Origin of the sequence: Dyella marensis (assembly GCF_049532885.1) — a bacterium.
GTDB lineage: Bacteria > Pseudomonadota > Gammaproteobacteria > Xanthomonadales > Rhodanobacteraceae > Dyella_D > Dyella_D marensis.
This window is the reverse complement of the sequence record NZ_CP064029.1, coordinates 2,055,630-2,081,021: the sequence shown is the minus strand read 5'-3', so window position 1 is coordinate 2,081,021 and position 25,392 is coordinate 2,055,630. Positions and strand designations below refer to the sequence as shown.

At 68.6% G+C, this 25,392-nt stretch carries 23 protein-coding genes; 12 read left to right on the top strand and 11 right to left on the bottom strand.

Features of this window, described 5'->3' with window-relative positions; all coding sequences use genetic code 11:
- Positions 1-119: 119 nt before the first annotated feature.
- The 3 genes from ISN75_RS09200 to ISN75_RS09190 form a co-directional block, all read right to left on the bottom strand.
- Positions 120-2,162 carry a DUF4034 domain-containing protein gene (locus ISN75_RS09200; RefSeq protein WP_343821379.1) on the bottom strand — a complete coding sequence of 681 codons (2,043 nt, stop codon included), beginning with the start codon at positions 2,160-2,162 and terminating at the stop codon, positions 120-122.
- A 159-nt stretch (positions 2,163-2,321) separates the two neighbouring features.
- Positions 2,322-2,651: a hypothetical protein gene (locus tag ISN75_RS09195; RefSeq protein WP_343821380.1), complete on the bottom strand. Its 330-nt coding sequence runs from the start codon at positions 2,649-2,651 to the stop codon at positions 2,322-2,324.
- Positions 2,652-2,663: 12 nt separating this feature from the next.
- Positions 2,664-3,449 (bottom strand): SDR family NAD(P)-dependent oxidoreductase, encoded by a 786-nt coding sequence (locus tag ISN75_RS09190; protein ID WP_343821382.1) that lies wholly within the window; start codon positions 3,447-3,449, stop codon positions 2,664-2,666.
- Positions 3,450-3,757: 308 nt separating this feature from the next.
- Between ISN75_RS09190 and ISN75_RS09185 the strand changes: the two genes are divergently transcribed.
- The 7 genes from ISN75_RS09185 (at position 3,758) to ISN75_RS09155 (ending at position 9,053) form a co-directional block, all read left to right on the top strand.
- A complete protein-coding gene (locus ISN75_RS09185; RefSeq protein ID WP_167257726.1) occupies positions 3,758-4,087 on the top strand; it encodes a hypothetical protein in 330 nt (109 codons plus the stop codon).
- Positions 4,088-4,090: 3 nt separating this feature from the next.
- Complete coding sequence (locus ISN75_RS09180; protein WP_167257727.1) at positions 4,091-4,456, top strand: GntR family transcriptional regulator; 366 nt, start codon at positions 4,091-4,093, stop codon at positions 4,454-4,456.
- On the top strand, positions 4,453-5,310 hold the full coding sequence (locus tag ISN75_RS09175) for an ABC transporter ATP-binding protein (protein WP_167257728.1): 858 nt from the start codon (positions 4,453-4,455) through the stop codon (positions 5,308-5,310). The genes ISN75_RS09180 and ISN75_RS09175 overlap by 4 nt, the downstream gene beginning before the upstream one ends.
- Entirely contained in the window at positions 5,307-6,278 is a 972-nt protein-coding gene (locus ISN75_RS09170) for a hypothetical protein (RefSeq protein WP_167257729.1), read from the top strand. Before ISN75_RS09175 ends, ISN75_RS09170 begins: the two co-directional genes overlap by 4 nt.
- Positions 6,279-6,359: 81 nt before the next feature.
- Positions 6,360-7,049, top strand: coding sequence for a hypothetical protein (locus tag ISN75_RS09165; protein WP_343821384.1), 690 nt, complete (start codon positions 6,360-6,362; stop codon positions 7,047-7,049).
- 182 nt (positions 7,050-7,231) lie between these two features.
- Positions 7,232-8,476, top strand: coding sequence for a serine hydrolase domain-containing protein (locus ISN75_RS09160; protein ID WP_343821386.1), 1,245 nt, complete (start codon positions 7,232-7,234; stop codon positions 8,474-8,476).
- 31 nt (positions 8,477-8,507) lie between these two features.
- Complete coding sequence (locus ISN75_RS09155; protein ID WP_167257732.1) at positions 8,508-9,053, top strand: DUF2884 family protein; 546 nt, start codon at positions 8,508-8,510, stop codon at positions 9,051-9,053.
- A 132-nt stretch (positions 9,054-9,185) separates the two neighbouring features.
- Here the strand turns inward: ISN75_RS09155 and ISN75_RS09150 are convergent, their stop codons facing one another.
- Entirely contained in the window at positions 9,186-10,583 is a 1,398-nt protein-coding gene (locus tag ISN75_RS09150; RefSeq protein ID WP_168649602.1) for a class II fumarate hydratase, read from the bottom strand.
- 135 nt (positions 10,584-10,718) lie between these two features.
- Here ISN75_RS09150 and purB point away from each other — a divergent pair, with 135 nt between their 5' ends.
- Positions 10,719-12,086 carry an adenylosuccinate lyase gene (gene purB, locus ISN75_RS09145; RefSeq protein ID WP_343821388.1) on the top strand — a complete coding sequence of 456 codons (1,368 nt, stop codon included), beginning with the start codon at positions 10,719-10,721 and terminating at the stop codon, positions 12,084-12,086.
- Between the two features lie 61 nt (positions 12,087-12,147).
- Here purB and gstA read toward each other — a convergent pair whose 3' ends face one another.
- Positions 12,148-12,762, bottom strand: coding sequence for a glutathione transferase GstA (gene gstA / locus ISN75_RS09140; RefSeq protein ID WP_167257735.1), 615 nt, complete (start codon positions 12,760-12,762; stop codon positions 12,148-12,150).
- Between the two features lie 129 nt (positions 12,763-12,891).
- On the opposite strand from gstA, the gene ISN75_RS09135 reads away from it, so the two are divergent.
- Positions 12,892-13,257 carry a helix-turn-helix domain-containing protein gene (locus tag ISN75_RS09135; RefSeq protein ID WP_343821390.1) on the top strand — a complete coding sequence of 122 codons (366 nt, stop codon included), beginning with the start codon at positions 12,892-12,894 and terminating at the stop codon, positions 13,255-13,257.
- Positions 13,258-13,422: 165 nt separating this feature from the next.
- Here the strand turns inward: ISN75_RS09135 and cysK are convergent, their stop codons facing one another.
- Positions 13,423-14,364 (bottom strand): cysteine synthase A, encoded by a 942-nt coding sequence (gene cysK / locus ISN75_RS09130; protein ID WP_343821391.1) that lies wholly within the window; start codon positions 14,362-14,364, stop codon positions 13,423-13,425.
- A gap of 75 nt (positions 14,365-14,439) precedes the next feature.
- A complete protein-coding gene (gene cysG, locus ISN75_RS09125; protein WP_343821392.1) occupies positions 14,440-15,888 on the bottom strand; it encodes a siroheme synthase CysG in 1,449 nt (482 codons plus the stop codon).
- 316 nt (positions 15,889-16,204) lie between these two features.
- Here cysG and ISN75_RS09120 point away from each other — a divergent pair, with 316 nt between their 5' ends.
- The gene (locus ISN75_RS09120; RefSeq protein WP_343821394.1) at positions 16,205-17,182 is read left to right on the top strand and encodes a LysR substrate-binding domain-containing protein; all 978 of its coding nucleotides are present in this window, start codon (positions 16,205-16,207) and stop codon (positions 17,180-17,182) included.
- Positions 17,183-17,306: 124 nt separating this feature from the next.
- Here the strand turns inward: ISN75_RS09120 and ISN75_RS09115 are convergent, their stop codons facing one another.
- The 4 genes from ISN75_RS09115 to ISN75_RS09100 are packed head-to-tail and all read right to left on the bottom strand — an operon-like array spanning position 17,307 to position 23,310.
- Entirely contained in the window at positions 17,307-19,064 is a 1,758-nt protein-coding gene (locus tag ISN75_RS09115; protein ID WP_343821396.1) for a bifunctional sulfate adenylyltransferase/adenylylsulfate kinase, read from the bottom strand.
- 37 nt (positions 19,065-19,101) lie between these two features.
- Entirely contained in the window at positions 19,102-19,824 is a 723-nt protein-coding gene (locus ISN75_RS09110) for a phosphoadenylyl-sulfate reductase (protein ID WP_343821398.1), read from the bottom strand.
- The gene (cysI, locus tag ISN75_RS09105) at positions 19,821-21,515 is read right to left on the bottom strand and encodes an assimilatory sulfite reductase (NADPH) hemoprotein subunit (RefSeq protein ID WP_343821400.1); all 1,695 of its coding nucleotides are present in this window, start codon (positions 21,513-21,515) and stop codon (positions 19,821-19,823) included. Before cysI ends, ISN75_RS09110 begins: the two co-directional genes overlap by 4 nt.
- A 1-nt stretch (position 21,516) precedes the next feature.
- Positions 21,517-23,310: an assimilatory sulfite reductase (NADPH) flavoprotein subunit gene (locus ISN75_RS09100; protein WP_343821402.1), complete on the bottom strand. Its 1,794-nt coding sequence runs from the start codon at positions 23,308-23,310 to the stop codon at positions 21,517-21,519.
- A 249-nt stretch (positions 23,311-23,559) separates the two neighbouring features.
- On the opposite strand from ISN75_RS09100, the gene ISN75_RS09095 reads away from it, so the two are divergent.
- Positions 23,560-24,747, top strand: a complete 1,188-nt coding sequence (locus ISN75_RS09095; RefSeq protein ID WP_343821404.1) for a cupin domain-containing protein — start codon at positions 23,560-23,562, stop codon at positions 24,745-24,747.
- Positions 24,744-25,247 (top strand): hypothetical protein, encoded by a 504-nt coding sequence (locus tag ISN75_RS09090; protein ID WP_343821405.1) that lies wholly within the window; start codon positions 24,744-24,746, stop codon positions 25,245-25,247. The genes ISN75_RS09095 and ISN75_RS09090 overlap by 4 nt, the downstream gene beginning before the upstream one ends.
- The last annotated feature ends 145 nt before the right edge of the window (positions 25,248-25,392 follow it).

Here is a 25,392-nt window from a genome sequence, read left to right as displayed (position 1 = left end):
CGAAAGCACCAGCGCGCCGCCCGCCGCGAACAGCAGCAGCTCGCCCAGCAGCAGCCAGCTGCACGCTCGCCATCGCCCGTCGCGCCGCGGTATCCGATCCATGGTCCGCTCCTTGAGGCTTAGCGCGGCGGCAAGTGCTCGGCCGAGGGCTTGGCGCCGAAGAACGCACGCAGCGCCCTGCCCGCCATCTGCCAGCCGCTGTCACCGTAGACCTGCGATTCCAGCCATTCGAGGCTGGAATGCTCCGGATGCAGTTCCTTGAAACGGTCGAACCACTGCATGGCGATGTATTCGCTGCGGGGCACGCCGTCGCCGTACTTATAGGCCAGCACGATCTCGCCGTAGGCCTCGCCGGCAATAAGGTCGTCGTAGTCCTCGTCCGCGATGACCGCTTTCATATCGGCCACGGCCTGCTGTTTTTCCTGCTCCGTGCCGAAGCGCCGCAGCAGGCTGGTGCGGCGGATCAAGGCCATGGCCAGGCCCTGCTCCAGCGCCTGCTGATAGAGCTCGCGCACCCGTTCGAAATTCGCGCGCTGGCTCAGGTCCATGCCGTCCATTTTCTCGAGCCGATAAGCCTGGTTGTACAGCGCGGTGGAAATGCCTTCTTCCGCCGCGCGCTCCAGCCAATGCAGCGACTGGGCCTCGTCGACATGATGCGGCTCGGTATCCGGCAGCCAGCCGCGGCGCACGTCGTACATGAAGGCGCTGGCCTCGTAGACGCGGCGCTCCGCCAGCTCGCTGGCGAGATAGACCGAGGCCTCGTGGCGGTCGCCGTCCCACAGCATGCGGCAGACGGCCAGCGGGGTGAAGGAACTGGGCTGCTGGATCGGCGCGAGTTCGGCCGTGCGTTCGATCAGCGACGCCGCCAGCGCATGATCCGGCGCGATATCCCACAGGCCGAAACGATAGGCGACGGCCGCAATCGCCAGCATGGTCGGCTCGTCGAACCAGCGCACGGCGCGCTCCAGCACCTGCTTGAATGCGCCATCCTGGTCGGCGAAGCCGAACATCAGCATCAGGCGCGCGTAATCGCGGAAGGTTCCTTCCGCATCCGTATACACATAAGGAGCGTGGCAATACCGCAGGGAGGCGACATGCCGCTGCAGCGCCTTATCGCGGTCGCCCAGCGAATAGGTGGTGAAGTTGGCGAGGCTGCCCATCGCGATAAAGCGCACGTAATCCGGCATCTGGCCGGCCAGCCAGCGCTCCATCGCCTTTTCGTGAGCGGCGATGGCCCGGGTATTGCCCTGCTCGGGAAATTCGCTCAGCGCGTCGTTGACGCCCGGCCACCGCACCACGCTGAGCTGCGCCTCCGTCAAGGACGCGCACAGCGGCCCCTTGGCGAATTTCTCCACTTCGCCGGGCTCGCCGCCCCAGCGCGGGGTGAGGTAATTGGCGTAGCTGGCCAGCAAGCCGGGCCATGCGGGCTTGACCTGCGCGGCAAAACGAAGCCAGTAATCCGCGGGCCGCGCCGCTTCGCCCGCAACGCGGGCCGGCAAGCCGGCGGGCAAGCTCGCGGGGAAATGCTCCGGCGGCACGATGGCGTAGTGCTTGAGCAAGGCCAGCGCGGCGTCGTAGAGCTGCGGCCCTATGTCCTCGCGGCTGGGCGGCGCTTCCGGTGTTTCGCCGCGGAACAGCGCATCCACGAATGCCGGTTCGTCGAAATGCCGCGACATTTCCATCAGGTCTTTAGCGGCAATAGCCGGCCGTGCGGAAAGCGCGATGGCTTCGAGCAGATATTCGGCGGCACGCGCACAGGCCATGGCCGCGGCGAGCCACTGCGCCTGGCTGACCTGGGACGCCCACGCGGCGGTGCGAATATCCCCGGCGCGGCCGTAGTAATAACGGCCCAGCACCAGCCGTGCGTGATACGACTTGGGAAACGCGGCATTCCATGCCTGCAGGCATTCGACGCGCACGTCCGCGGGCACGGTGGCGAAATCGAACAGGGCCGGCGCGCGCACCAGATATTCGTACGCCACCGCGGCTTCGTCGGGCGCCTGCCACCATTCGTGTTCCAGCGCGCCGAGTATCTCCTCGACTTCTTCGAAGCGCCGTTCGAGCATGGCCAGGCGCAGTGCATGCTGTTGGCGAAGCAGATTCCATTCGGGGCCGTCGAGGGAAAGCGGCGACGTCGGCAGACGCGGTGCGGCAGGGCTCATGGCATATCCAGTGGATGGAGGGCGATCGGATCCGTGATCGAATCGAGCCGGGCCATGATACGGGGATCGCAAGAAGATTCGAGGCTTTTCAGCCACGCCGCTTCACCGCTCTGCGGAAAGCCTGCGAATTGCTGACCGTCCCGATGCCGGCGCAGCCGGCTACTGCCCCGCCGGCGTAACGAAGGACAGCAGGCCAAGCCCGATGCATAGCAGGCTGAGCAACTTCGCCGCGAACGACATGCGCACGCCGCTGCGCAAGCGGTCCCGGTAGATCTCCGGCAAGGTCTTGGTCAACTCACCCTGCCCCCGGTTCAACATCCGCGCACCGAGGGCGCCGATCAGGCAGGCCAGCGTCAACAGATTCCTGTGCCAGGACGGCGTGCCCCATTCGGCCGTCAGCAGGCATGCGGCAATGCCCAGCATCGCCAATGAAAATACCCATCGGCTGCGCGTGTCGGTCAGCCCAAGCCATTGAGCGATGCTTTCCATGATGCGCCAGCCTCAGATCGCGCCGGTCTTGCCGCCATCCATCGGGATGACCGCGCCGGTGACGTAGCTGGCCAGCGGCGACGCGAGAAACAACGCCACGTTCGCGATCTCCTCCGGCTCGGCGATGCGGCCCAGCGGAATCTCCTCCACCTGCGCGGCGAGCAGTTCGTCCTTCGACTTGCCGGTCGCGCGCGACGACGCTTCCAAGCCTTCCTGCACGCGTCCCGTGCGCGTCATGCCGGGGTTGATCACATTCACCCGCACGCCCTTGCCCGCATACGCCGTCGCATACCCCACCGAGGCCAGCATCAAGGCTGCATTCGCCGCGCCGCCGCCGATATGCACGGGATTGGCTTGCCGCCCGCCCTGCCCGACCACGTTCACGATCGCCCCGCGCCCGCGCGCCGCCATGCGGCGGATCACCGGATCGATGGCATGCATATAGGTGAAGTACTTCGCCTGCATCGAGGCATGCAGGGCCTGGGCGTCCAGCTCCGCGGGCGGCGTGCGCCTGGCGGCGCCGGCGCAGTTGACCAGGACGTCGATCGGGCCGTGGTCGTCCTCGATGCGCTCCATCACCACCTGGGCGGCCACGCTGTCGGCGAGGTCGGCCGGTTCCACGTGCAGCGCCAGGCCCTGTTCCTGCATCTGCCGGCGCGCGGCCTGTAGATGCTCCACCGAGCGCGACACGCCCACCACCGTGGCCCCTTCGCGCAGGAAGGCGGCGGCACAGGCCAGCCCGATGCCCTTGCTTGCGCCCGTAATGACGACGACGCGCCCGGTAAGGCCCAGATCCATGCGCAAACTCCTGTGCTGGTGTCCGCTCATTGAAGCAGATGGCGCCGCCTGCGCCTTGTGACGGGCCTGATGTCTGTCATGTGCGATGGCTGATGGCCGCCGCTGCCGCCGGCTAAACCCCGGCGAGACCATAGGCATCGAAGGCAGGACCGCCCGCGGCGCGCACTCCGCGGCGGTCCAGCCAGCCCGGCCCGCCTTATAGGCCATCAGTCATGTTGCGATTTCAGCGATCGCCTATTGACGGGTCCAAATGTGGTGTTATAGTTCACTACAACACCGGTCCACGAGGTCACTAAAGGAGACCTGCCATGAAAGCGCCGAACCTGCTCGCCCTGACCGCCGCCGTCCTGCTGACCACCGCCGGCCTGGCCGCCGTGAACAACAACGTCAAGGTCCTGCCCGTCACCGAAATCAACGGGGTCAAGGTCATCAACCTGGCTCCGGTCGAAGTCCGCCCCACCGCCGAAGACATGCGCGCCGCCGCCCTGCTGGCCGACGCCGGCCTGGCCACCGCGACGGCCACCGTGGCGCCGGTCGCGGCCCATGCCGCCGAAAGCGGCGTCGCCCTGCTCGGGGCCCAGCTGGCCATGCCCTACTATTCGTTTGGCACCACGTTCGGCCGCATCACGAAGGATTAATCCATGACCATCACCTGGAACGACAGCGTCCCGATCTACCGCCAGCTGCGCGAACGCGTCGTGGCGATGATCCTGGACGGCGCCTTGAACGAGGGCGACCCGCTGCCGTCAGTGCGCCAGGTGGCCGCGGATTTTCAGATCAATCCGCTTACGGTCTCCAAGGCGTACCAGGAACTGGTCGACGATCAACTAGTGGAAAAAAGGAGGGGACTGGGAATGTTCGTGATCGATGGAGCCCGCGAGGCACTGCTTAAGTCCGAGCGCGAGCGGTTCCTGCGCGAAGAATGGCCCGCGCTGTTCGAACGCCTGCAGCGGCTGGGGCTGGATCTCAAGACCCTGATGACCGCGGCGGAGGCCAAGCAGTCATGAACGCCATCGTCTCCGCCAGCGGACTGCGCAAGCGCTACAAGAACACCACCGCCCTGGACGGCGTGGACTTCCGCATCGAGTCCGGCCGCATCGTCGGCCTGATCGGCCCCAACGGCGCCGGCAAGACCACCGCGCTGAAGGCCATCCTCGGGCTGACCGATTTCGAAGGAAAGCTCGATGTGCTCGGCTTCGACCCGCGCACCCAGCGCGACCGCCTGATGGAACAGGTGTGCTTCATCGCCGACGTGGCGGTGCTGCCGCGCTGGATCCGGGTGAGCGAGGCGGTGGATTTCGTCGCCAACGTGCACCCGCGCTTCGACCGCGCCAAGTGCGAAGCCTTCCTGGCGCGCACCAAGCTCACCCCGAATCAGCGCGTCAAGCAGATGTCCAAGGGCATGATCGTGCAGCTGCACCTGGCCCTGGTGATGGCGATCGACGCCCGCCTGCTGGTGCTGGACGAACCCACCCTCGGCCTGGACATCCTCTACCGCAAGCAGTTCTACCAGAGCCTGCTGGAGGATTACTTCGACGAGAACAAGACGATCATCGTCACCACCCACCAGGTGGAAGAGATCGAGCACATCCTCACCGACCTGATGTTCATCCGCGACGGCAAGATCGTGCTCGATGCCGACATGGATTCGGTCGGCGAGCGCTTCGCCGAAGTGATGGTCGGCGCGGACAAAGCCGACGCCGCCCGCCGCATGAAGCCGCTGGACGAGCGCCAGGTGTTCGGCAAAAGCATCTTCCTGTTCGACGGCGCGGACCGCGCCACGCTGGAAGCCATGGGCGAGGTACGCCGCCCGTCGGTCAGCGACCTGTTCGTCGCCACGATGAAAGGGACCTACGCATGAAAACCTTCTACTGGCAGGTGAAGCGCGAATTCTGGGAGAACCGCGGCGGCTTCCTGTGGGCCCCGATCGTGACGGGCGTGGTCTTCCTGGTGCTCAACGTGATGGCCATCGTCGCCGCCGAGGTGATGAGCGCCCGCCACGGTATCCAGATCGGCGGCAACAACTTCCGCGAGCTGATCGAAAAGGCCAGCGACGGCGACCTGGCCCAGGTGGGCGCGGCGCTGGACATGACCATGCTGTCCTCGATGGGGCTGATCACCATCGTGCTGGGCTTCGTGGTGTTCTTCTACTGCCTGGGTTCGCTGTACGACGACCGCCGCGACCGCAGCGTGCTGTTCTGGAAGTCGCTGCCGCTGTCCAACACCGGCACGGTGCTCTCGAAAGTGGCCAGCGCCGTGGTGCTCGCACCGGCCATCGCGGTCGTCGTCGGCATCGCGGTCGGGCTGCTGCAGCTGGTGATCTTCTCGCTGGTGCTGTCCTTCCACGGCATCAACATGTGGGAGCTGCTGACCCTGGCCCACCCGCTGCGCGCCGTCGCCTCGCTGCTCAGCTCCATCCCGGTGTATGCCCTGTGGGCGGCTCCCGCGGTGGGCTGGCTGATGCTCTGCTCGGCCTGGGCACGCAGCAAGCCCTTCCTGTGGGCGGTGGCCGCGCCGGTGGTGGCCGGCCTGATGGTGACCTGGTTCGGCATCATGGGCGTGTTCAACGAGACGGCCGTGTGGTTCTGGTCCAACATCGTGGCCCGCTCGCTGCTGAGCGTGTTCCCGGGTTCCCACTTCGCCCTGGATCGGCACTCCTTCCGCAGCATGTCCGGGGACCTGGGCGACGCCCACAACCCGCTGGCCCTGCTCTCGCCGGCGCAGACCTACGCCGTGCTGGGCTCGCCCAACCTGTGGATCGGTGTCGCGGCTGCGGTCGCCATGATCGCCGCGGCCATCTGGTTCCGCCGGGTCCGCGACGACAGCTGACCCAAGCTCCGCGGCGGCGGCGCCCAAGCCGCCGCCGCTCTCTTCCGCGCCATTCCATCCAGCTTCGACAGGAGTCACGCCATGAAGTACCGCTCGATCACCGCCGGCCTGCTCGCCGCCTCGCTCAGCCTCTCGCTGGCGGCCTGCGGCCAGGACGACCAGGCCGGCCAGGCCGACACCGGCGCGTCCAAGGGCGTGGCCGACGCGGCGAAGGAAGTGCAGCAGGCCACCTCGCCCTCGTTCATTGCCGCGCAGGTGCAGAAAGGCATCGACCAGGCCAAGCGCGAGCTGGCCACCAAGGACATCAACGTCAGCAGCGTGCATGTCGGCAAGGACAACGACCGCCACCAAGACGACACCAGCGGCCTGCCCCGCGCGGTGATCACCCCGCAGGGCGACTTCGTCATCGCCGGCAAGACGGTGACCACCACGCCCGAGCAGCACACCCTGGTGGCCGATTACCGCCAGCACATCATCAGCATCGCCGAAGCCGGCATGGATATCGGCGCCAGCGGCGCGAGCCTGGGCACCAGCGCGGCCAAGGAAGCGATTTTCGGCGCGCTCACCGGCAAGAGCGACAAGGAAATCGAGGACCGCATCAAGCCGCAGACCGAACAGATCAAGGCCGCCGCGGCCAAGCTGTGCCTGCGCATGCCCGACCTGCTCGCTTCGCAGCAGAAGCTGGCCGCGGCGCTGCCGGAGTTTCGGCCGTACGCCACGATGACGCAGAAGGATGTGGAGGATTGCGGGAAGGACGACGACAAGAATTGAGCGAGGTGAGCCCCTCTCCCCGTTTACCAATTTGTGCACGGGGAGAGGGGTTGGGGTGAGGGTACGGGCGGAGCGCAAGGGTGATGTGCACAGCTCCGCCCGAACCCTCATCCGGCTGCCGCCACCTTCTCCCGAAGGGAGAAGGGTTCGCTCTTGGGGACTGAGTCAGTAAGGGGGATTGCATGGATCGGTCAAGGAAGTCGTCGTTTGCTTCGGCGCTGCTGGCCGCCTGCCTGCTCGCCACTACCGCCCACGCCGACCCCACCCGCCTCCGCGGCCCCGCCCTGGACCAGGAAGTCGCCCGCCTCATGCAGGCCGCCCACGTGCCGGGCCTGGCGCTGGCGGTGATCGAGAACGGCAAGGTGGTGCATCTGAAGGCCTACGGCCAGCGCGACCTCGAACAGCAGCTGCCGCTCACCGTCGATACCGTGATGTACGCCGCCTCCATCACCAAGGCCGCGTTTACCTACGCCACGCTGAGCCTGGTCGACCAGGGCAAGCTCGATCTGGACACGCCGATCGACAAGCTGCTGCCCAAGCCCCTGCCCGACTACGACAAATACGCGGATCTGGCCGACGATCCGCGCTGGCGCAAGATCACCCCGCGCATGCTGCTCACCCATCGCGCCGGCTTTCCCAACTTCCGCAACTTCCCGCCGGGCGCCACCAGCTACGACCCGAACGGCAAGCTCAAGATCTACGCCGAACCCGGCAGCCGCTACGCCTATTCCGGCGAAGGCATCAACCTGATGCAGTTCGTGCTGGAACACGGCCAGGACGTCGACGTCGCCACGCTGATGCAGAAGCAATTGTTCGACCGTTTCGGCATGCGCCATACCTCCATGACCTGGCGCGCCGACTTCGCCGGCAACCTCGCCATCGGCTACGACGAGAACGGCAAGCCGCTGGGCCACAGGCAGCGCGGCAGCGTGCGCGCCGCCGGCTCCATGGACACCACCCCGCGCGACTACGCCCAGCTGCTGGCCGGCATGGTGCGCGCCGACGGCCTGGGTGCCAAGGCGCGCGCCGAGTGGCTGAAGCCGGTGCAGCGCATCCGGTCCGTCACCCAGTTCCCCACGCTGGACACCGCCACCACGCACGACAACGACGGCATCCGCCTGTCCACCGCGCTGGGCGTCACCGTGTACCAGTCGCCGCGCGGCACCGCCTGGTTCAAGACCGGCCACGACGACGGCACCAACAACCTTGCCTTCTGCCTGCAAAACTCGCGCGACTGCGTGCTGATCATGAGCAACAGCTCGAATGCCGAAGGCCTGTATCTGTATCTGCTCGATGCCGCGCTGGGCCCCACCTGCTATCCGTGGTTCTGGGAAAGCGACGTGCCCTACGACCATCCGCAATGGCGCACGCCCGAGGCGCGCACGCAGCCGCATCCGCCGTGCGCGCCGGTAGGACGGGCGTCCTGAACACCCTCACTCAAGGAGCCAGGAAATCCACATGCTCAAGCGTCAACTGATCCCCGTGCTCGCCCTGTGCGTCCTCGCCGCCGGCTGCGAAAGCGGCAGCTATACCTCGACCGACCATGGCCGCATCACCCAGCGCCATGGCCTGATCCTGCTCAACGCGCAGGGGGCGCCGGAAGCCACCATCGACCAGGCCGGCGCGCTGAGCATCGACGGCAAGGACATCGGCATCGACGACCGCCAGCGCGAGCTGCTGCGCCGCTATTACATCAGCGCCACGGCTATCCGCCAGCACGGCATCGAGACCGGCAAGGCCGGCGCTGCCATGGCCGGCGAAGCGCTCAAGGGCGTGGCCGAATCCGTCGCCGGCGACAAGGACAGCGTGGACAAGCGCGTGGAAGCGCAGACGCAGAAGATCACCGCCCAGGTGATGAAGATCTGCGACGACCTGGCGGACATCAAGGTCGCCCAGGACCAGCTGGCCACCAGCCTGCCGGCGTTCAAGCCGTATGCGGGGATCGTGGACGAGAAGTCCGTGACCGATTGCAGGAATGACGAAAAAACCGAGCGCAAGGACTGACACCCCGCCGCAACGACGTAGGTTGGGGTGAGCCAAAGGCGAACCCCAACATCGCCACGTTCGAACGTATCGAGATGTTGGGGTTCGCCTATGGCTCACCCCAACCTACGCCGCATGTATTGGCAGCGGCGCTCAGCCGCCGCCGCCTCCACCGCCGTGGATGCCGCCCTTGGTCAGCGCCATCGGATCGAGCAGCTTCTTCAGCTCTTCCTTCGGCAGCCCCGTGGTCTCCAGCGCCACGTCCAGAATCGGCCGCTTCTGCTTGTAAGCCTGCTTTGCCGTCGCCGCGCCCTTCTCATACCCGATCACCGGATTGAGCGCGGTCACCAGGATGGGGTTCTTGTCGAGCGCTTCCTTCACCCGCGGCGCATTCACCTTGAAGCCCGCAATGGCTTTATCCGCCAGCAGCACGCTCACGTTCGCCAGCAGGCCGATCGACTGCAGCAGGTTGTGCGCGATCAGCGGCAGCATCACGTTGAGCTGGAAATTGCCGGACTGGCCGCCGATGGTGATGGCCGCGTCGTTGCCGATCACCTGCGCCGCCACCATCGCGGTGGCTTCGGGAATCACCGGATTGACCTTGCCCGGCATGATCGACGACCCCGGCTGCAGCGCCGGCAGCTCGATCTCGCCCAGGCCGGCCAGCGGGCCGGAATTCATCCAGCGCAGGTCGTTGGCGATCTTCATCAGCGCCACCGCCAAGGCCTTCAACTGGCCGGACAGCTCCACCGCCGCGTCCTGCCCCGCCATGCCTTCGAAGTAATTGTCCGCCGCATCGAAGCGCACGCCGGTGAGCTTCTTCAGCTCGCGCGCGACTGCGGGGCCGAACTTCGGGTCCGCATTGATGCCGGTGCCTACCGCGGTGCCGCCCTGCGGCAGGCGGCGCATGCGCTTGATGCTGTCTTCGATGCGCTCGATGGCGCTGGCGATCTGCGCGGCCCAGCCGGAGAGTTCCTGGCCGAAGGTGACCGGCATGGCGTCCATCAGATGGGTGCGGCCGGTCTTGGGCACGTTGCGCAGTTCGCGCGCGCGGCGCTCGATCGCCTTCTTCAGGTGCTTGAGCGCCGGCAGCAACTGCTCGCTGGCGGTGAGCGTGGCGCTGACGTGGATGGCGGTGGGGATCACGTCGTTGGAGCTCTGCCCGTAGTTGACGTGGTCGTTCGGGTGCACCTTGGCGCCGGCCTTGCCGGCGACGTGGGCGATCACCTCGTTGGCATTCATATTGGTGCTGGTGCCCGAGCCGGTCTGGAACACGTCGATCGGGAACTGGTCGTCGTACTGCCCGTCCGCCACCGCCAGCGCGGCCTTGCGGATGGCCGCGGCCTGGTTCTTGCGCAGATGGCCCAGCCCCAGGTTCGCCTCGGCCGCGGCGGCCTTGATCAGGCCCAGCGCGCGGATGAAGGCGCGCGGCAGGCGCAGGCCGGAGATGGGGAAATTGTCCACGGCGCGCTGGGTCTGCGCGCCGTACAGCGCATCGGCGGGGACTTTGAGCTCCCCCATGCTGTCGTGTTCGATGCGGTACTGGCTCATGCCCTGGTTTCCTTCACGCTGGAGTGATCGAGCCACTATAGGCCCGCCCCCGTTAGGGCGGTGCCAAGCGGCGCCGGGGGCGGGACAGGCCCGGCCCGTTGTAAAATGCCGTTTTTCCTCTGCCGGATCGCCTCGATGTCTGCCCATGCCCTGACCGCCCTGTCCCCGCTGGACGGCCGCTACGCCAGCAAGGCGCAAGCCCTGCGCCCGATCTTCAGCGAGTACGGCCTGATGCACCGGCGCGTCCACGTCGAGATCGAATGGCTGCTGGCGCTGGCCGCCGATCCCGGCATCGCCGAGCTGCCGGCCTTCTCCGCCGCGCAGGTCGCCCAGCTGAAGGAGATTGCCGCGAAGTTCGGCGTCGAGGACGGCGAGCGCGTCAAGGCCATCGAAGCCACCACCAACCATGACGTGAAGGCGATCGAGTACTTCATCAAGGAGCGCATCGGCAACGACGCCGCCCTGGCCCAGGCCAAGGAGTTCGTGCACTTCGCCTGCACCAGCGAAGACATCAACAATCTTTCCTACGCCCTGATGCTGCGCGACGCCCGGCAGCAGGTGCTGCTGCCGGCCTTCGACGCGGTCAGCGCCAAGCTGCGCGAACTGGCCCATGCCAACGCCGCGCTGCCGATGCTCTCGCGCACCCACGGCCAGACCGCCTCGCCCAGCACGCTCGGCAAGGAACTGGCCAACGTGGTGGCGCGCCTGGAGCGCCAGCGCGCGCAGCTGGCCGCGGTGGCCATCCCCGGCAAGATCAACGGCGCGGTGGGCAACTACAACGCGCACGCCATCGCCTATCCGGAACTGGACTGGCGCGCCTTCTCGCAGCGTTTCGTGCAGGGCCTGGGGCTGGACTACAACGCCTACACCACCCAGATCGAGCCGCACGACGGCGTGGCCGAATACTGCGACGCCGTGCGCCGCGCCAACATCATCCTGATCGACCTGGCGCGCGACGTGTGGGGCTATATCTCGCTGGGCTATTTCAAGCAGGCGCTGAAGGCCGGCGAGGTGGGCTCGTCCACCATGCCGCACAAGGTCAACCCGATCGACTTCGAAAACGCCGAAGGCAATTTCGGCCTGGCCAATGCCTTGCTCGGCCACTTCGCCGAGAAACTGCCGATCAGCCGCTGGCAGCGCGACCTCACCGACTCCACCGTGCTGCGCGCCCTGGGCACCGCCTTCGGCCACACCCTGGTGGCGCTGGAATCGCTGCAGAAGGGCCTGGGCAAGCTCAACGTCAACGCCGACCGCATCGCCTCGGACCTGGACGCCGCCTGGGAAGTGCTGGCCGAAGCCGTGCAGACCGTGATGCGCCGCTACGGCCTGCCGGAGCCGTACGAGCAGCTGAAGGCGCTGACCCGCGGCCAGGGCATCACCAAGGAGTCGATGCGCGCATTCATCGCCGGGCTGGACCTGCCGGCGGAGGCGAAGCAGCGTTTGATGGAGCTGACGCCGGGCGGCTATATCGGCCTGGCGGAGCCGCTCGCTCGCGAGATCTGAGCGGGTTCGTTTTCCGCATGAAGAAAAAGGGGCGCGTGATCCGCGCCCCTTTTTCATGGCCTCAGGCCGCTTTCTTCAGGCCTTCGGCTTCCAGCGCCGTCTGCACCGCGGGGCGCTCCGCCACGCGCTTCTGGAAATCCAGCAGCGCCGGGAATTCCGACAGGTCCAGCGCCACGTGCCTGGCCCAGTTGGTGACCGTGAACAGGTAGGCATCCGCCACGGTGAAGCGGTCGCCCACCAGCCACGGGTGCTGGGCCAGGCGCTCTTCCAGCAGGCGGTAGCGCTTGCGCAGGTATTCCTTGCGCTCTTCGCGCACCACGTCCGGCGTTTCCGGCTTGAACAGCGGCGAGTAGGTCTTGTGCAGCTCGGAGTTGATGTAGCCGAGCATTTCCTGCAGGCGGTAGCGCGCGGTGGTGCCGTTGGCCGGGGCCAGGCCGCTTTCCGGCTTGAGGTCCGCCAGGTACTGCACGATGGCCGGGCCTTCGGTGAGCAGCTCGCCGTCGTCCAGCGTCAGCGCCGGCACATAGCCCTTGGGGTTGATCAGCCAGTAGTCCTGGTCGCTGGCCGTGCGCTTGGCCTTGGTGTCGACCTTCACCAGCTCGACCGGAATCCCGGCTTCCAGCGCGACGATATGCGGCGACAGCGAACAGGCACCGGCGGCGTAGTAGAGCTTCATGGCGATCCTCCTTGGATGGAACGGGTGGGGTAAGACGGCCATCGTAGCCAGCCATGGTTACTGTTGGATACCACCTGGCCGGGGGCAGCCCCTAAAATCCGGTATCTCGCCAGTTACCGGTACCGCGCCATGGGCCTGCCCGTCCGCAAGAACAAAGTGATGCCGCCGCCGGCGTGTCCGCTCAGCGAAGTGCTGGGACTGCTGCGCGGGGCGTGGGCGCCGAATGTGGTGTGGTTGCTGAGCGGGGAGCCGCGGAGGTTCGGGGAACTGCGGCATGACATGCCGAAGATTTCGGCGCGGGTGTTGAGTGCGCGGTTGCGGGAGCTGGAGTCGCGCGGCCTGGTGATGCGCACCGTGCTGGAGACGTCGCCACCGTCGGCTGAGTATGCGTTGACGCCGTTGGGCAGGGAGTTGCTGCCGGCGATCGATGCGTTGGCGGATGTGGGAAAAAAGCTGATCGCTGAGTGGGGCGGGCCTCATCGTAGGTTGGGGTGAGCCAGAGGCGAACCCCAACGTTGCGGCACCGTGCGGGTTTGTTGGGGTTCGCCTTCGGCTCACCCCAACCTACGTCGCTCGACCCTCCGCTCACCGCTCCGACCGGCCCCTCAACCCCAGCCCTCTCCCCGGAGGGGAGAGGGGGTAGGTTGTCGGGGCGTGGAGTTATTCGACCTCGTCCGAACCCTCATTGACGCCCTCGAACAGGAACGTCGACAGATACCGCTCGCCCGTATCCGGCAGCATTGCCAGCAGCACCGAGCCTTCCGGCGCATCCTTCGCCACCTGCAGCGCCGCGGCCAGCGTGGCGCCGGAGGAAATGCCCACGAAGATGCCTTCCTGCTGCGCCAGCGCGCGCGCGGTGTCGCGCGCCACCACGTCGTCCACCGGCAGGATCTGCTGCGCCACCTCGCGGTTGAGCACCTTCGGCACGAAGTCCGGCGTCCAGCCCTGGATCTTGTGCGGCTGCCATTCCTTGCCGCTCAGCAGCGAGGCGCCGGCCGGTTCGCTGGCGATCACCTTCACTTCCGGACGCGCCACCTTCAGCACCTCGCCCACGCCGGTGAGCGTGCCGCCAGTGCCCCAGCCGGTGACGAAGTAATCCAGCCGGCGGCCGGCGAAATCGCGCAGGATTTCCGCGGCCGTGGTGCTGCGGTGATAGGCCGGATTGGCGGGATTCTCGAACTGGCTGGCCAGGAACCAGCCGTGCTTGTCCGCCAGCTCCCTGGCCTTGCGCACCATGCCGCTGCCGCGCTCGGCCGCGGGGGTCAGCAGCACCTTGCCGCCGTAGGCGCGGATCAGCTTGCGCCGCTCGATCGAGAAGGTCTCGGTCATCACCGCCACGAACGGATAGCCGCGCGCCGCGCACACCGCCGCCAGCGCCACGCCGGTATTGCCGGAGGTGGCCTCGATCACCGTCTGCCCGGGCTTGATGGTGCCGCGCGCCTCGGCGTCCAGGATGATGGCCAGGGCCAGGCGGTCCTTCACCGAACCTGCCGGATTGAACGCTTCCACCTTTACGTAAAGCTCGACGTGCTTCGGCGCCAGCCGGTGCAGTTTCACGACCGGGGTCTTGCCGATGGTGTCGAGGATGCTGTCGTAGATCATGAAAGGCTCCAGGCGAGGATGGAAAGGACATGGGCGGGTCGGCGCATAGTGCGCCCTTCGCGGTGAAATTTTGCGTCAGGCGCGCCGGGCCAGGGGCGTTTCGGCCACCGACGATGCATCAATTTCGGAACAGTCGCCGACAGGAGGCGCGCCGAACCAGGCCAGCTCCCGGGCCAGCGCCGCTACCTCGCCCAGGATCAGCAAGGCCGGCGAGCGCACCTCATGCGCTGTCGCCAGCTGCTGCAACCGGGCCAGCGTGCCGGTGACCACGCGCTGCTTCATGCGCGAGCCGTTCTCCACCAAGGCGAACGGCGTGCTTGCCGCGCGTCCATGGGCGAGCAGCTGTTCCTGCACGGTACCGAGTTCGCTGACACCCATGTACACCGCCAGCGTCTGCCGTTCGCGCGCCAGCGCGGGCCAGTCCAGCGTGTCGTGGGAACCGCGGCAATGCGCGGTGAGGAAACGCACCGACTGCGCATGCTCGCGATGGGTCAGCGGCACGCCCGCATAGGCGGCGCAGGCCAGCGCGGCGGTGATGCCGGGTACCACTTCGTAAGGCACGCCGTGGGCGCGCAGATGTTCCAGTTCCTCGCCGCCGCGGCCGAACACGAAGGGATCGCCGCCTTTCAGGCGCACCACGCGGCGGCCTTGCTGCGCGTGTTCGAGCAGCAAGGCGTGGATGCGTTCCTGGGTGACGTGGTGGTTGCCGGCTTCCTTGCCCACTTCGATGCGCTCGGCATCGCGGCGTGCCAAGGCCAGCACTTCGGCGGCGACGAGGCGGTCGTAGAGGATCACGTCCGCTTCCTGCAATGCGCGCAGGCCACGCAGCGTCAGCAGGCCCGGATCGCCCGGGCCGGCACCGACCAGCACGACGCTGCCGACGCTTTGCGTCACGGCGCCGGCGAGCGCGCGCTCCGCTTCGGCCTCCGCCTGCTCCGGCTGCGCGCGGCGCAGCAGCTGCAGCACGGGGCCGGCGAACAGCTGCTCGTAGAAGCGGCGGCGCGCGCCGAGATCCGGCAGGCGTGCGCGGATTTTCCCGCGCAGGCGTGCGGCCAGCGCGGCGAGCGGACCCAGCGCGGGATCCAGCAGGCTTTCCAGCCCTTCGCGCAGCAGCCGCGCCAGCACCGGCGCGGTGCCGCCGCTGGAAATCGCGATGGTCACCGGATCGCGGTCGATCACCGCGGGCACGTGGAAGCTGCATAGCTCCGCATCGTCCACCACGTTGACGAACAGCCGGCGCTTTTCCGCCAGTGTGGCGATGCGGCGGTTGAGCAAGGGTTCGCCGGTGGCCGCGATCACCAGCCAGCACCCGTCGAGCCAGGCCTGTTCGAAGCCATCCAGGCGCAGCTCGATCCGGCCCGCCGCCGCCCAGGCCTGCAGGTTTTCCGTCGCCGCCAGCGCACCCACGGTCACCGCCGCGCCGGCTTCGAGCAGCGCCGCCGCCTTGCGCTCGGCCACTGCGCCCCCGCCGACCACCAGCACGCGGCGGCCGGCGAGATCGGCAAACAGCGGGTACAGCTTCATGGGCATCGCACCATCGACAAGGGAATAACGACGCTAGGCGGGGCCACGCAGCCGGGCAAATGATTTGTCCTTGGCCGCTCATGCCGCGCGGTTATGTGGCAGCTCCCGTTTTCGGCATAAGACCCCGACCGCGCATTGACGCCATCATTAAACGGATGTATAGACGTCTAAATGACGACCGCGAGCCACGCCACCGACGCCCTGCCCTCCGGCCTCCCGGCCGGCGCCGGTCCGTGCCGCCCCGCCATCACGCGATGTACCCCTGCAGCGCCCGCAAGCCAGTCCACCCGACCTGCCCGCTCCAGGATGCCCTCGCATGACCCTCACGCAACTGCGCTATCTCGTCGCCATCGCCGACGCCGGCCTCAACATCACGCTCGCCGCCGAGCGCGTGCACGCCACCCAGCCCGGACTCAGCAAGCTGCTCAAGCAGCTTGAGGACGAACTCGGCTTCCAGCTGTTCCACCGCAAGGGCCGCAGCCTCGATTCCATCACCCACGCCGGCAGCCACGTGCTGGAACGCGCGCGCACGATCCTGGCCGAAGCCACCAATATCCGCTCCATCGCCGCCAACCTGCGCAATGAATCGCGCGGCACGCTGCGCGTAGCCACCACCCATACCCAGGCGCGCTTCGCCCTGCCCGGCGCGGTGGCCGCGCTCACCCGCCAATACCCGCAGGTCAGCGTGCATCTGCTGCCGTCCACCGATGCCGACGTGATCGGCCTGCTCGAAGGCGGCCACGTGGACCTGGCCATCGTCAGCAGCTCGGGCGGCGCGCCCTCCGGCAGCGGCATCGCCCTGCCCGCCTATCGCTGGAACCGCGTGGCGATGGTGCCGCACCGGCATGCGCTGGCGAGGCTGGAACGGCCGCCGACGCTGGACGAACTGGCGGCGTATCCGCTGGTGAGCTACGACTCCTCCTTGAAGCCCGGCTCCTCGCTGGCGCGCGCCTTCCACGCGGCCAACCTGCATCCGCAGATCGCCATGACGGCGAGCGATGCGGACCTGATCAAGACCTATGTGCGCGCCGGCGTCGGCATCGGCGTGCTGGCGGAGATGGCGGTGCAGCCGGACGACCAGGATCTGCGCGCCCTGCCGGCGGACCATCTGTTCGCGCCATGCACGACGTGGATCGTGCTGCGGAAGGAAAGCGTGCTGCGGGAGTTCGCGCTGGAATTTATCGGGTTGTTTGCGCCGCAGCTGGAGCGCCGGGCGGTGAGCCGCGCGCTGGCGAGCGGCGGGGCGACGCATTGGCCGGCGGTGCCGCACTGGCGGGAGCGCGCGGCGGACTGACCCCGGCGTAGGACGTAGGTTGGGGTGAGCCGAAGGCGAACCCCAACATCGTCGCACCGATGCGCATCGCAATGTTGGGGTTCGCCTTCGGCTCACCCCAACCTACGCCGTCGTTGCAGCCGCATCAGGCGGACAACAAGCCCCGATCCCTCAACAACCCCAGGATGTGCCCCGCCAGCACCGCCGGCTCGGCACCGCTTCCATCCACCCGCACCTCCGGCTGCTCCGGCGCCTCGTACGGGTCGCTGATCCCGGTGAACTGCGCGATCTTCCCCGCGCGCGCCTGCGCATACAGCCCCTTGCGGTCGCGCGCCTCGCACACTTCCAGCGGCGTCGACACGTGGATCTCGATGAAGTCGCCATGCGCCTCCACCAGGCCGCGCGCCTCGGCACGCGTATTCGCATACGGCGCGATCGGCGCGCATACCGCCACGCCGCCGTGGCGCACGATCTCGCTCGCCACGTAGGCGATGCGCGTGACGTTGGCATCGCGATCCTCGCGCGAGAAGCCCAGGCCGCGCGACAGATGCTTGCGCACCTCGTCGCCGTCCAGCACGGTCACCGCGCGGCTGGTGTGCTCCAGCAGCTGCGATACCACCGCCTGCGCGATGGTCGACTTGCCCGCACCCGACAGCCCGGTAAAGAACAGCGCGAAGCCGCGCGGCGCCTGCGCCGGATGGCGTTCGCGCAGGATCTTCACCACCTCGGGAAAGGTGAACCACGCAGGGATGTCCGTGCCCTCGTGCAGATGCCGCCGCAGCTGCGTGCCGGAGATGTCGCGCACCTCGTCGTCCGCCGCCACTTCGGTCGCCGGCACGTAGGCATCGCGGTTGGCCGCATAGACCATCGCCGGGAACGCCACCACCTGGATGCCCAGTTCGTCCTGGTAGCGCTCCAGCAGATGCTGCGCATCGAACGGCCCATAGAACGGCTGGCCGTTCGAATCCTGGCCCGGGCCGGCATGGTCGCGCCCCACGATGAAATGCGTGGCGCCGTAATTCTTGCGGATGATTGCGTGCCAGATCGCCTCGCGCGGCCCGCCCATGCGCATGGCCAGCGGCAGCAGCGAGAGCTTGGCGCTGTCGGCCGGGTACTGCGGCAACAGGGCGCGGTAGCAGCGCACGCGGGTGTAGTGGTCGACGTCGCCGGGCTTGGTGCGGCCCACCGAGGGCTGGATCAGCAGCTTGGCGCCCACCTTCTGCGCGGCGCGCAGGGTCAGCTCGCGGTGCGCGCGGTGCATCGGGTTGCGCGTCTGGAACGCCACAACGCGGCGCCAGCCGTTCGCTTCGAACCAGGCGCGCAAGGTGCGCGGGCTGTCGCGCAGCTCGGTGAAGTCGTAGTGCACCGGCTGCTGGATGCCGCGCAGGCGGCCGCCGAGATACACCGGCCGGGTGCGTTCGAGCAGTTCGGCCACGCCGGGATGCAAATGATCCTGCGTGCCGAACACCTGCTGCGCTTCGTGCGCGCGGTCCGGGCGATAGATGTCCTGCAGTTCCAGCACGGCCAGCGGCACGCTCTGCGCATCGCGCAGCACGATCTCCGCTCCGGGCGCGAGCGTGGCGGCAAACGCTTCGCTCACGTCCAGCGTGACCGGGATCGGCCACAGCGTGCCGTCGGCCAGCCGCAGCTCGTTCACCACGCGCAGATAATCGCGTTCGGTGAGAAAGCCTTCCAGCGGCGAGAAGGCGCCGTTGAGCAGCAGCTCCAGATCGCACAGCTGCCGCGTGTTGAGGTCCAGTGCCGGCAGCCCCGCGCTGCGCTGTTTCAGCGCCTGCGCCTCGGCATACGGCAGGTAGAGGTCCTTGAGCGTGCCGCCATGCGGCGCGATCAACGGCTCCAGTTCGGTTTCGACGGGAAGTGCAGCGAGTGCGCTCTGGCTCATGATGGCGTTCTTTATTTGGATATCGGGGGCGGAAGGGTCAGGTGAGGTCGTGCAGGCCGCACTCGCGCTTGAGGCCGAAGAAACGCGTCTCTTCGGGGTCCATGCCCGGCTCCCATGGCCGGGTCGTGTGGGTGTCGCCGATCGACACGTAGCCCTGCTCCCACAGCGGGTGGTAAGGCAGGCCATGGCGCTGCAGGTAGCGGCCGACGTCGCGGTCGCTCCAGTCGGCGATCGGATGGAATTTCCAGCGGCCCTGGCTCAGCCGCAGGAAGGGAATGCGTTCGCGGCTGCGCGACTGGCCGCGGCGCAGGCCGGCGAACCAGCTGCCGATGCCCAGCTCCTCCAGCGCGCGCCGCATCGGCTCCACCTTGCGCAGCTCGTTGTAGCGCCCCAGCCCTTCCACACCCTGCTCCCACAGCCGGCCATGGCGCGATTCCATCCAGGCGGTGCCCAGCGGAGAGCGGTACACGTGCAGGTTCAGCGCGAGGCGTTCGCGCAGCTCGTCGACGAAGCGGTAGGTCTCGGGAAACAGATAGCCGGTATCGACCAGGATGATGGGCAAGTCCGGTTGCTGCCGCGTCAGCAGATGCAGCGACACCGCGGCCTGCGCGCCGAAACTGGACGACAGCGCATGCGCGCCCGGCGCGTGCTCCAGCGCCCAGGCCACGCGGTGTCCGGCATCCAGCGTGCCGAGCCAGTGATCGAGTTCCGCCCATGCATCCGCATCCTGCCGCGCCGCTTCCAGCGTCGCGCCGTTCATGCCCTGACCTCCAACGGGATGCGCCGGTCCGGCGGCGCCGCCAGTACCTGCGCACGAAGCAGGAAATCGCCGAAGCCCTCGTTCGGTTGACGTTGCTTTTTGTAAAGCCCGAACAGCGGATCGAGCGCGGCGAGGATGGCCGCCTCGTCCACGTTCTCCCGGTAGGCGCGGTTGAGCCGCTGCCCGCTGAAGTCCGCGCCCAGGCGCAGGTCGTAGCGTCCGGGGCCGCGGCCGACCAGGGCGATCTCGCCCAGGTAAGGACGCGAGCAGCCGTTCGGGCAGCCGGAGACGCGCAGCACGATCGGCGCATCGGCCAGGCCATGGCCGGCCAACAGCGCCTCGACCTTGTCCAGCAGTTCCGGCAGATAGCGCTCCGCCTCGGCCATGGCCAGGCCGCAGGTGGGCAGCGCCACGCAGGACACCGCGTGGCGGCGGATCGGGCTGATGCGCCGGTAATCGTCCAGGCCGTGCGCGGCGACGATGGCGTCGATGCGCGCGCGCTCGTGCGCCGGCACGTTGGCCACGATCACGTTCTGGTTGCAGGTAAGGCGGAAATCGCCCTGGTGCACCCGCGCCAGCTCGCGCAGGCCGCTCAGCCAGCGGCGCTCGCCGCGGTCGGCGAGGCGGCCCGATTCGATATGCAGGGTGAGATGCCAGCGGCCGTCGTGGCCTTCGATCCAGCCGTAGCGGTCGCCGTTATGGTCGAAGCGAAAGGGACGCGCGGGTTCCAGCGCGAAACCGAGGCGGCGTTCCAGCTCGGCCTTGAAAACGTCGACGCCGCGATGATCGAGCGTGTACTTCAGCCGCGCATGCTTGCGCTCCACGCGGTTGCCCCAGTCGCGCTGCAGCGCCACCACGGCCTCGGAGGCGGCATACAACTGCTCCGGCGTGACGAAGCCGAGCACCGTCGCCAGCCGCGGATAGGTCGACGCATCGCCGTGCGTGGCGCCCATGCCGCCGCCCACCGCGAGGTTGAAACCCTTCAGTTCGCCGTCCTCGGCAATCGCGATCAGGCCGAGGTCCTGCGAGAACACGTCCACGTCGTTCAACGGCGGAATGGCCAGCCCGATCTTGAATTTGCGCGGCAGATAGGTGGCGCCGTACAGCGGCTCCACCTCCGGTTCGCCCACCAGCGGCTCGCCGTCCAGCCAGATCTCGTGATACGCACTCGTGCGCGGCGCCAGATCATCCGACAGCTTCGCCGCCCACGCATAGGCCGCGCCGTGCGCCTTCGTCTCCACCGGGTTGGCGGTGCTCACCACGTTGCGCACCACGTCGCCGCAGGCCGCGATGGTGCTGGCCAGGCTGGCGTGGATGGCGGCGATGGTGGGCTTGAGCTTGCGCTTGATGATGCCGTGCCACTGGAAGGTCTGCCGCGTGGTGATGCGCAGCGTGCCGTTGGCGTGCTCGCGCGCCAGGCGGTCGAATTCCAGCCACTGCGCGGGCGTGACCACGCCGCCCGGCAGGCGCGCGCGCAGCATGAAGCTGTAGGCCGGCTCCAGTTTCTGGCGGCGGCGTTCCTCGCGCAGGTCGCGGTCGTCCTGCTGGTAACTGCCGTGGAACTTGAGCAGCTTGCCGTCGTCCTCGCTGATGCCGCCGGTGACGGGATCGGCCAGGCCCGCGGCGATGCCGCCGCGCAGCTGGCGGCTGGCGGCCTTGACGCGTTCGAAATCGGAAAGTGCTGCGCTCATATCAATACACGTCGCGCGCGTAGCGCCCTTGCTGCAGGAGGTCGGCCAGCCAGGCGCCGGCGTCTTCGTGGGAGAGGCCGCCGTGCTCGGCGGCGATGTCGACCAGGGCCGCGTGCACGTCCCTGGCCATCTGCGTCGCGTCGCCGCAGACATACAGATGCGCGCCGCCGCTGAGCCAGGCGTACAGCTCCTTGCCGTGTTCGCGCAGGCGGTGCTGCACGTAGACCTTGCCGGCGCCGTCGCGCGAGAAGGCCAGGTCCAGCCGGTGCAGCGCGCCCTGCTTCAGCGCTTCCTGCCATTCCAGCTGGTAGAGGAAGTCGTCGGCGAAATGGCGGTTGCCGAAGAACAGCCAGTTGCGGCCGCTGGCGCCGGTCTCGTGGCGCTCCTGCACGAAGCCGCGGAACGGCGCCACGCCGGTGCCGGGACCGACCATGATCACGTCGCGCGCGCTGTCGGCCGGCAGGCGGAAGCGCTCGTTCGCTTCGATGAACACCGGCACGCGCGCGTCTTCGCCGCTGGCGGCGAGAAAGGCCGAGGCGGCGCCCCAGTGGCGTTCGCCGAAGGCTTCGTAGTCGACCGTGGACACGGTGAGGTGCACTTCGTCGCCGACCACGGCGGAGCTGGAGGCGATCGAATACAGCCGCGGCGTGAGCGGGCGCAGCGCGGCGACCAGCGCGGCGGCTTCCCACGGGGCCGGATAGCGGCGCAGCAGGTCGATCGGCTGGTGCGTGTCGAGCAGCGCGGTCAGCGCCACCGGATCTTCCAGCGCCCGCGCCAGGCCGGCATCGCCGCTGGTCCTGGCATGGGCCAGCGCGAAGCCGCGAGCGAGGCGGGTCAGCTCGCGCTCCTCGGTGAGCCAGCGCAGCAGCGGCAGCGTGCGGCCGTTGTGGGTCACGTCCGCGTCGCCGTCCAACTGCAGCAGTGCCAGCCACTGCCGGACCAGCGCCGGCGGATTGCGCGGCCACACGCCCAGCGCATCGCCGGGCCGGTAGCTCAGGCCGGAGCCTTCCAGCGACAGCTCCACATGCAGCACTTCGCGCTCGCTGTCGCGCGACACGATGCGCTGGTTCGCCAGCACGGTGGCGGCGAACGGGTGGTCGCGGTCGTGCACGGCATGCGTGGGCACCGCCTGCAGCAGCGGCGCGCGCACCGCGGCCGCCGGCGCCTTCAGCAGTTCGCGGGCGCGCTCCAGCGCGGCGGCGGTCCAGGGCGCGGCCACTTCGTCCAGGTCGACGTCGGCCTCGGCCAGCGGATCCAGCCGCGCGGCGCCGAGTTCCTCCAGCCGCGCGTCGAGCTGGCGGCCGATCGCGCAGAACTGCGGATAGCTGGAATCGCCCAGGCCCAGCACCGCATAGCGCAGCGCCGGCAGCCGCGGCGCGCGGCGGCTGGCGATGAAGTCGATCAGGCCGCGCGCATCGTCCGGCGGCTCGCCCTCGCCCTGGGTGCTGATCACCAGGAACAGCTGGCGCTCCTGCGCCAGTTCGCGCTGCACGTAGGCGTCGGCGCGCACCAGCCGCGCCGGCAGGCCGGCCGCTTCCAGCTTCTTGAGCAGCTGCTCGGCCACGCGCTTGGCATTGCCGGTCTGGCTGCCGTAGAGCACGGTGACCCGTTCCGTCGCCGCGGCCGCAGCCTGCACCTGCGCCGGCTGCGGCCCGCGCGCCGCCAGCGCCGCGCTGCGTGCGGCCACCCAGTACAGCTCGTGGGGCGCCAGGCCCTCCAGCAGGCGCTGGAGTTGCGCGGCCTTGTCGGCGGCGAGCGGCGAAGCGAGGGATTCCTGCGAAACGACGGCGTTCAAGGCTGGACCTTCTTTGGACGTCTATACGTCTATTCGTCGAAGGTAGACCTCGGAGTGCTTATGCCGGAAAGGATGTATCGACATATGCACATGCCGTTTCCATTATTTCCTCGTTAAGCCCGACCACCCACGTAGGTTGGGGTGAGCCGCAGGCGAACCCCAACGCGGCGGTGCGCCTCGCATTGTTGGGGTTCGCCTGCGGCTCACCCCAACCTACGCCGGCCGCGCCGCGCCCCGTACAATCTCCCGATGACCAAGCCCACCCTCCCCCTCGAAGTCCGCGGCAGCGCCCGCCAGCCCCTCGGCATGACCCCGGCGCAGTTCCTGCGCGACTACTGGCAGAAGCGCCCCCTGCTGATCCGCAACGCCTTCCCGGACTTCACGCCCCCGCTGCAGCCGGACGACCTGGCCGGCCTGGCGCTGGAAGAGGAAGCCCTGTCGCGCCTGATCGTCCACGACGCGCGCCGCGACCGCTGGTCGGTCAAGACCGGCCCGCTCAGCGAGGACGACTTCGCCACGACCCCGCCCGCCAACTGGACCCTGCTGGTGCAGGACGTGGACAAGTGGGACGCCGACGTGGCGGCCTTGCTGGAGTCGTTCCGCTTCCTGCCGAACTGGCGCGTGGACGACATCATGATTTCCTATGCCGAGCCCGGCGGCGGCGTCGGCGCCCACGTCGACCAGTACGACGTGTTCCTGCTGCAGGGCCTGGGCCAGCGGCACTGGGCGATCAGCGACGATCCGCAGGCCTCCACCGAGTTCCGCGACGACGTGGAACTGAAGCAGCTCAAGCACTTCGAGCCCACCCACGAATGGCTGCTGGAACCGGGCGACATGCTCTACCTGCCGCCGGGCGTGCCGCACGACGGCGTGGCCTTCGGCGGCCCCTGCATGACCCTCTCGGTGGGCATGCGCGCGCCCTCGCGCGCGGAACTGGCCAGCGACCTGGCCGACTACCTGGTCGAGCGCCTGCCCGACGAGCAGCGCTACCGCGACCCGGACCTGGCCCCGGCCAGACATGCCGGCGAGATCGACCGCGCCGCCCTGGCCCGCGTGCGCGAGGCCCTGCCGTTCGCCGCGCTGGACGACGCCACCCTGGTCGACTGGTTCGGCCGCTACATCACCCGCTACCGCGTGGCGCGCGCGCCGGCCGCGCCGGACAAGGCCAGCACCGAGGCCGCCCTGGCCAAGCTGCTGGGCGACGGCGCGCAGCTGCTGCGCCATCCGTGGTCGCGCATGGCCTGGGCCCGGGTCAAGGGCGGCGCCACCCTGTTCGCCAACGGCCAGGCCTACCCCGCGCCGGCCGAGCTGGCCGAGCGCCTGTGCGCCGAACGCACGCTGGCGTTCGGCCGCGCGCCGGCCGGCGCCGAGCGGGCGCTGCTGCTGGCGCTGGTCAACGACGGCCACCTGGTGCCGCGCAAGGCGCGCCGCCGGTGAAGCCATCGGATCGCCCCGCCCCGGAAACGCTCGTCGTCGACGGCGGCGAGGCGCTGGCAGCCATGCGCCTGCAGCTGCTGCGCGGCGCGCGCCGCCGCGTGGCGATCTACCAGCCCGCGCTGCCCACCGACGCTTATAACCATGCCGCCGAGCTGGACGAGCTGCGCCGCATCGCCACCGCCGGCCGCGGCGCCGAGATCCGCCTGATCCTGCACGACCCCGCCGCGGCCCTGCGCGACAGCCACCGGCTGATCGCCCTGGCCCAGCGCCTGCCCAGCACGGTGCTGGTGCGCGAGCCGGTGGAGGAGTCCGACCGCACGTATGGCTCGGCCTACCTGCTCACCGACGCCGGCGGCTATCTGTTCCTGCCGGAAGCGGCGCGCCCGCGCGGCCGCGGCGCGATGGAAGACCGCGCCAGCCAGGCGCCGCTGCAGCAGCACTTCCAGGAAGCGTGGGAGCGTGCGGCCCGCGCCACCGCGCTGCAGCCGCTCGATCTCTAGCGCCCGGCTGAACGGCAACCCGCTTGCGCCTGCGGGCGGCCGCCGCGCGCGAAACCGGCGAAAACCCGTGCCTACGACGATGGTCGGTAGCCTCCGGCCTCGAAATAACGCCTTCCGACCCCACCTGGAACCCGTTTCCCGGGTT

Bases quoted from the DNA above. Each gene is read 5' to 3' on its own strand.
- ISN75_RS09200 (WP_343821379.1), bottom strand. From the start codon at position 2,162: ATGAGCCCTGCCGCACCGCGTCTGCCGACGTCGCCGCTTTCCCTCGAC.
- ISN75_RS09195 (WP_343821380.1), bottom strand. From the start codon at position 2,651: ATGGAAAGCATCGCTCAATGGCTTGGGCTGACCGACACGCGCAGCCGA.
- ISN75_RS09190 (WP_343821382.1), bottom strand. From the start codon at position 3,449: ATGGATCTGGGCCTTACCGGGCGCGTCGTCGTCATTACGGGCGCAAGC.
- ISN75_RS09185 (WP_167257726.1), top strand. From the start codon at position 3,758: ATGAAAGCGCCGAACCTGCTCGCCCTGACCGCCGCCGTCCTGCTGACC.
- ISN75_RS09180 (WP_167257727.1), top strand. From the start codon at position 4,091: ATGACCATCACCTGGAACGACAGCGTCCCGATCTACCGCCAGCTGCGC.
- ISN75_RS09175 (WP_167257728.1), top strand. From the start codon at position 4,453: ATGAACGCCATCGTCTCCGCCAGCGGACTGCGCAAGCGCTACAAGAAC.
- ISN75_RS09170 (WP_167257729.1), top strand. From the start codon at position 5,307: ATGAAAACCTTCTACTGGCAGGTGAAGCGCGAATTCTGGGAGAACCGC.
- ISN75_RS09165 (WP_343821384.1), top strand. From the start codon at position 6,360: ATGAAGTACCGCTCGATCACCGCCGGCCTGCTCGCCGCCTCGCTCAGC.
- ISN75_RS09160 (WP_343821386.1), top strand. From the start codon at position 7,232: ATGGATCGGTCAAGGAAGTCGTCGTTTGCTTCGGCGCTGCTGGCCGCC.
- ISN75_RS09155 (WP_167257732.1), top strand. From the start codon at position 8,508: ATGCTCAAGCGTCAACTGATCCCCGTGCTCGCCCTGTGCGTCCTCGCC.
- ISN75_RS09150 (WP_168649602.1), bottom strand. From the start codon at position 10,583: ATGAGCCAGTACCGCATCGAACACGACAGCATGGGGGAGCTCAAAGTC.
- purB (WP_343821388.1), top strand. From the start codon at position 10,719: ATGTCTGCCCATGCCCTGACCGCCCTGTCCCCGCTGGACGGCCGCTAC.
- gstA (WP_167257735.1), bottom strand. From the start codon at position 12,762: ATGAAGCTCTACTACGCCGCCGGTGCCTGTTCGCTGTCGCCGCATATC.
- ISN75_RS09135 (WP_343821390.1), top strand. From the start codon at position 12,892: ATGGGCCTGCCCGTCCGCAAGAACAAAGTGATGCCGCCGCCGGCGTGT.
- cysK (WP_343821391.1), bottom strand. From the start codon at position 14,364: ATGATCTACGACAGCATCCTCGACACCATCGGCAAGACCCCGGTCGTG.
- cysG (WP_343821392.1), bottom strand. From the start codon at position 15,888: ATGAAGCTGTACCCGCTGTTTGCCGATCTCGCCGGCCGCCGCGTGCTG.
- ISN75_RS09120 (WP_343821394.1), top strand. From the start codon at position 16,205: ATGACCCTCACGCAACTGCGCTATCTCGTCGCCATCGCCGACGCCGGC.
- ISN75_RS09115 (WP_343821396.1), bottom strand. From the start codon at position 19,064: ATGAGCCAGAGCGCACTCGCTGCACTTCCCGTCGAAACCGAACTGGAG.
- ISN75_RS09110 (WP_343821398.1), bottom strand. From the start codon at position 19,824: ATGAACGGCGCGACGCTGGAAGCGGCGCGGCAGGATGCGGATGCATGG.
- cysI (WP_343821400.1), bottom strand. From the start codon at position 21,515: ATGAGCGCAGCACTTTCCGATTTCGAACGCGTCAAGGCCGCCAGCCGC.
- ISN75_RS09095 (WP_343821404.1), top strand. From the start codon at position 23,560: ATGACCAAGCCCACCCTCCCCCTCGAAGTCCGCGGCAGCGCCCGCCAG.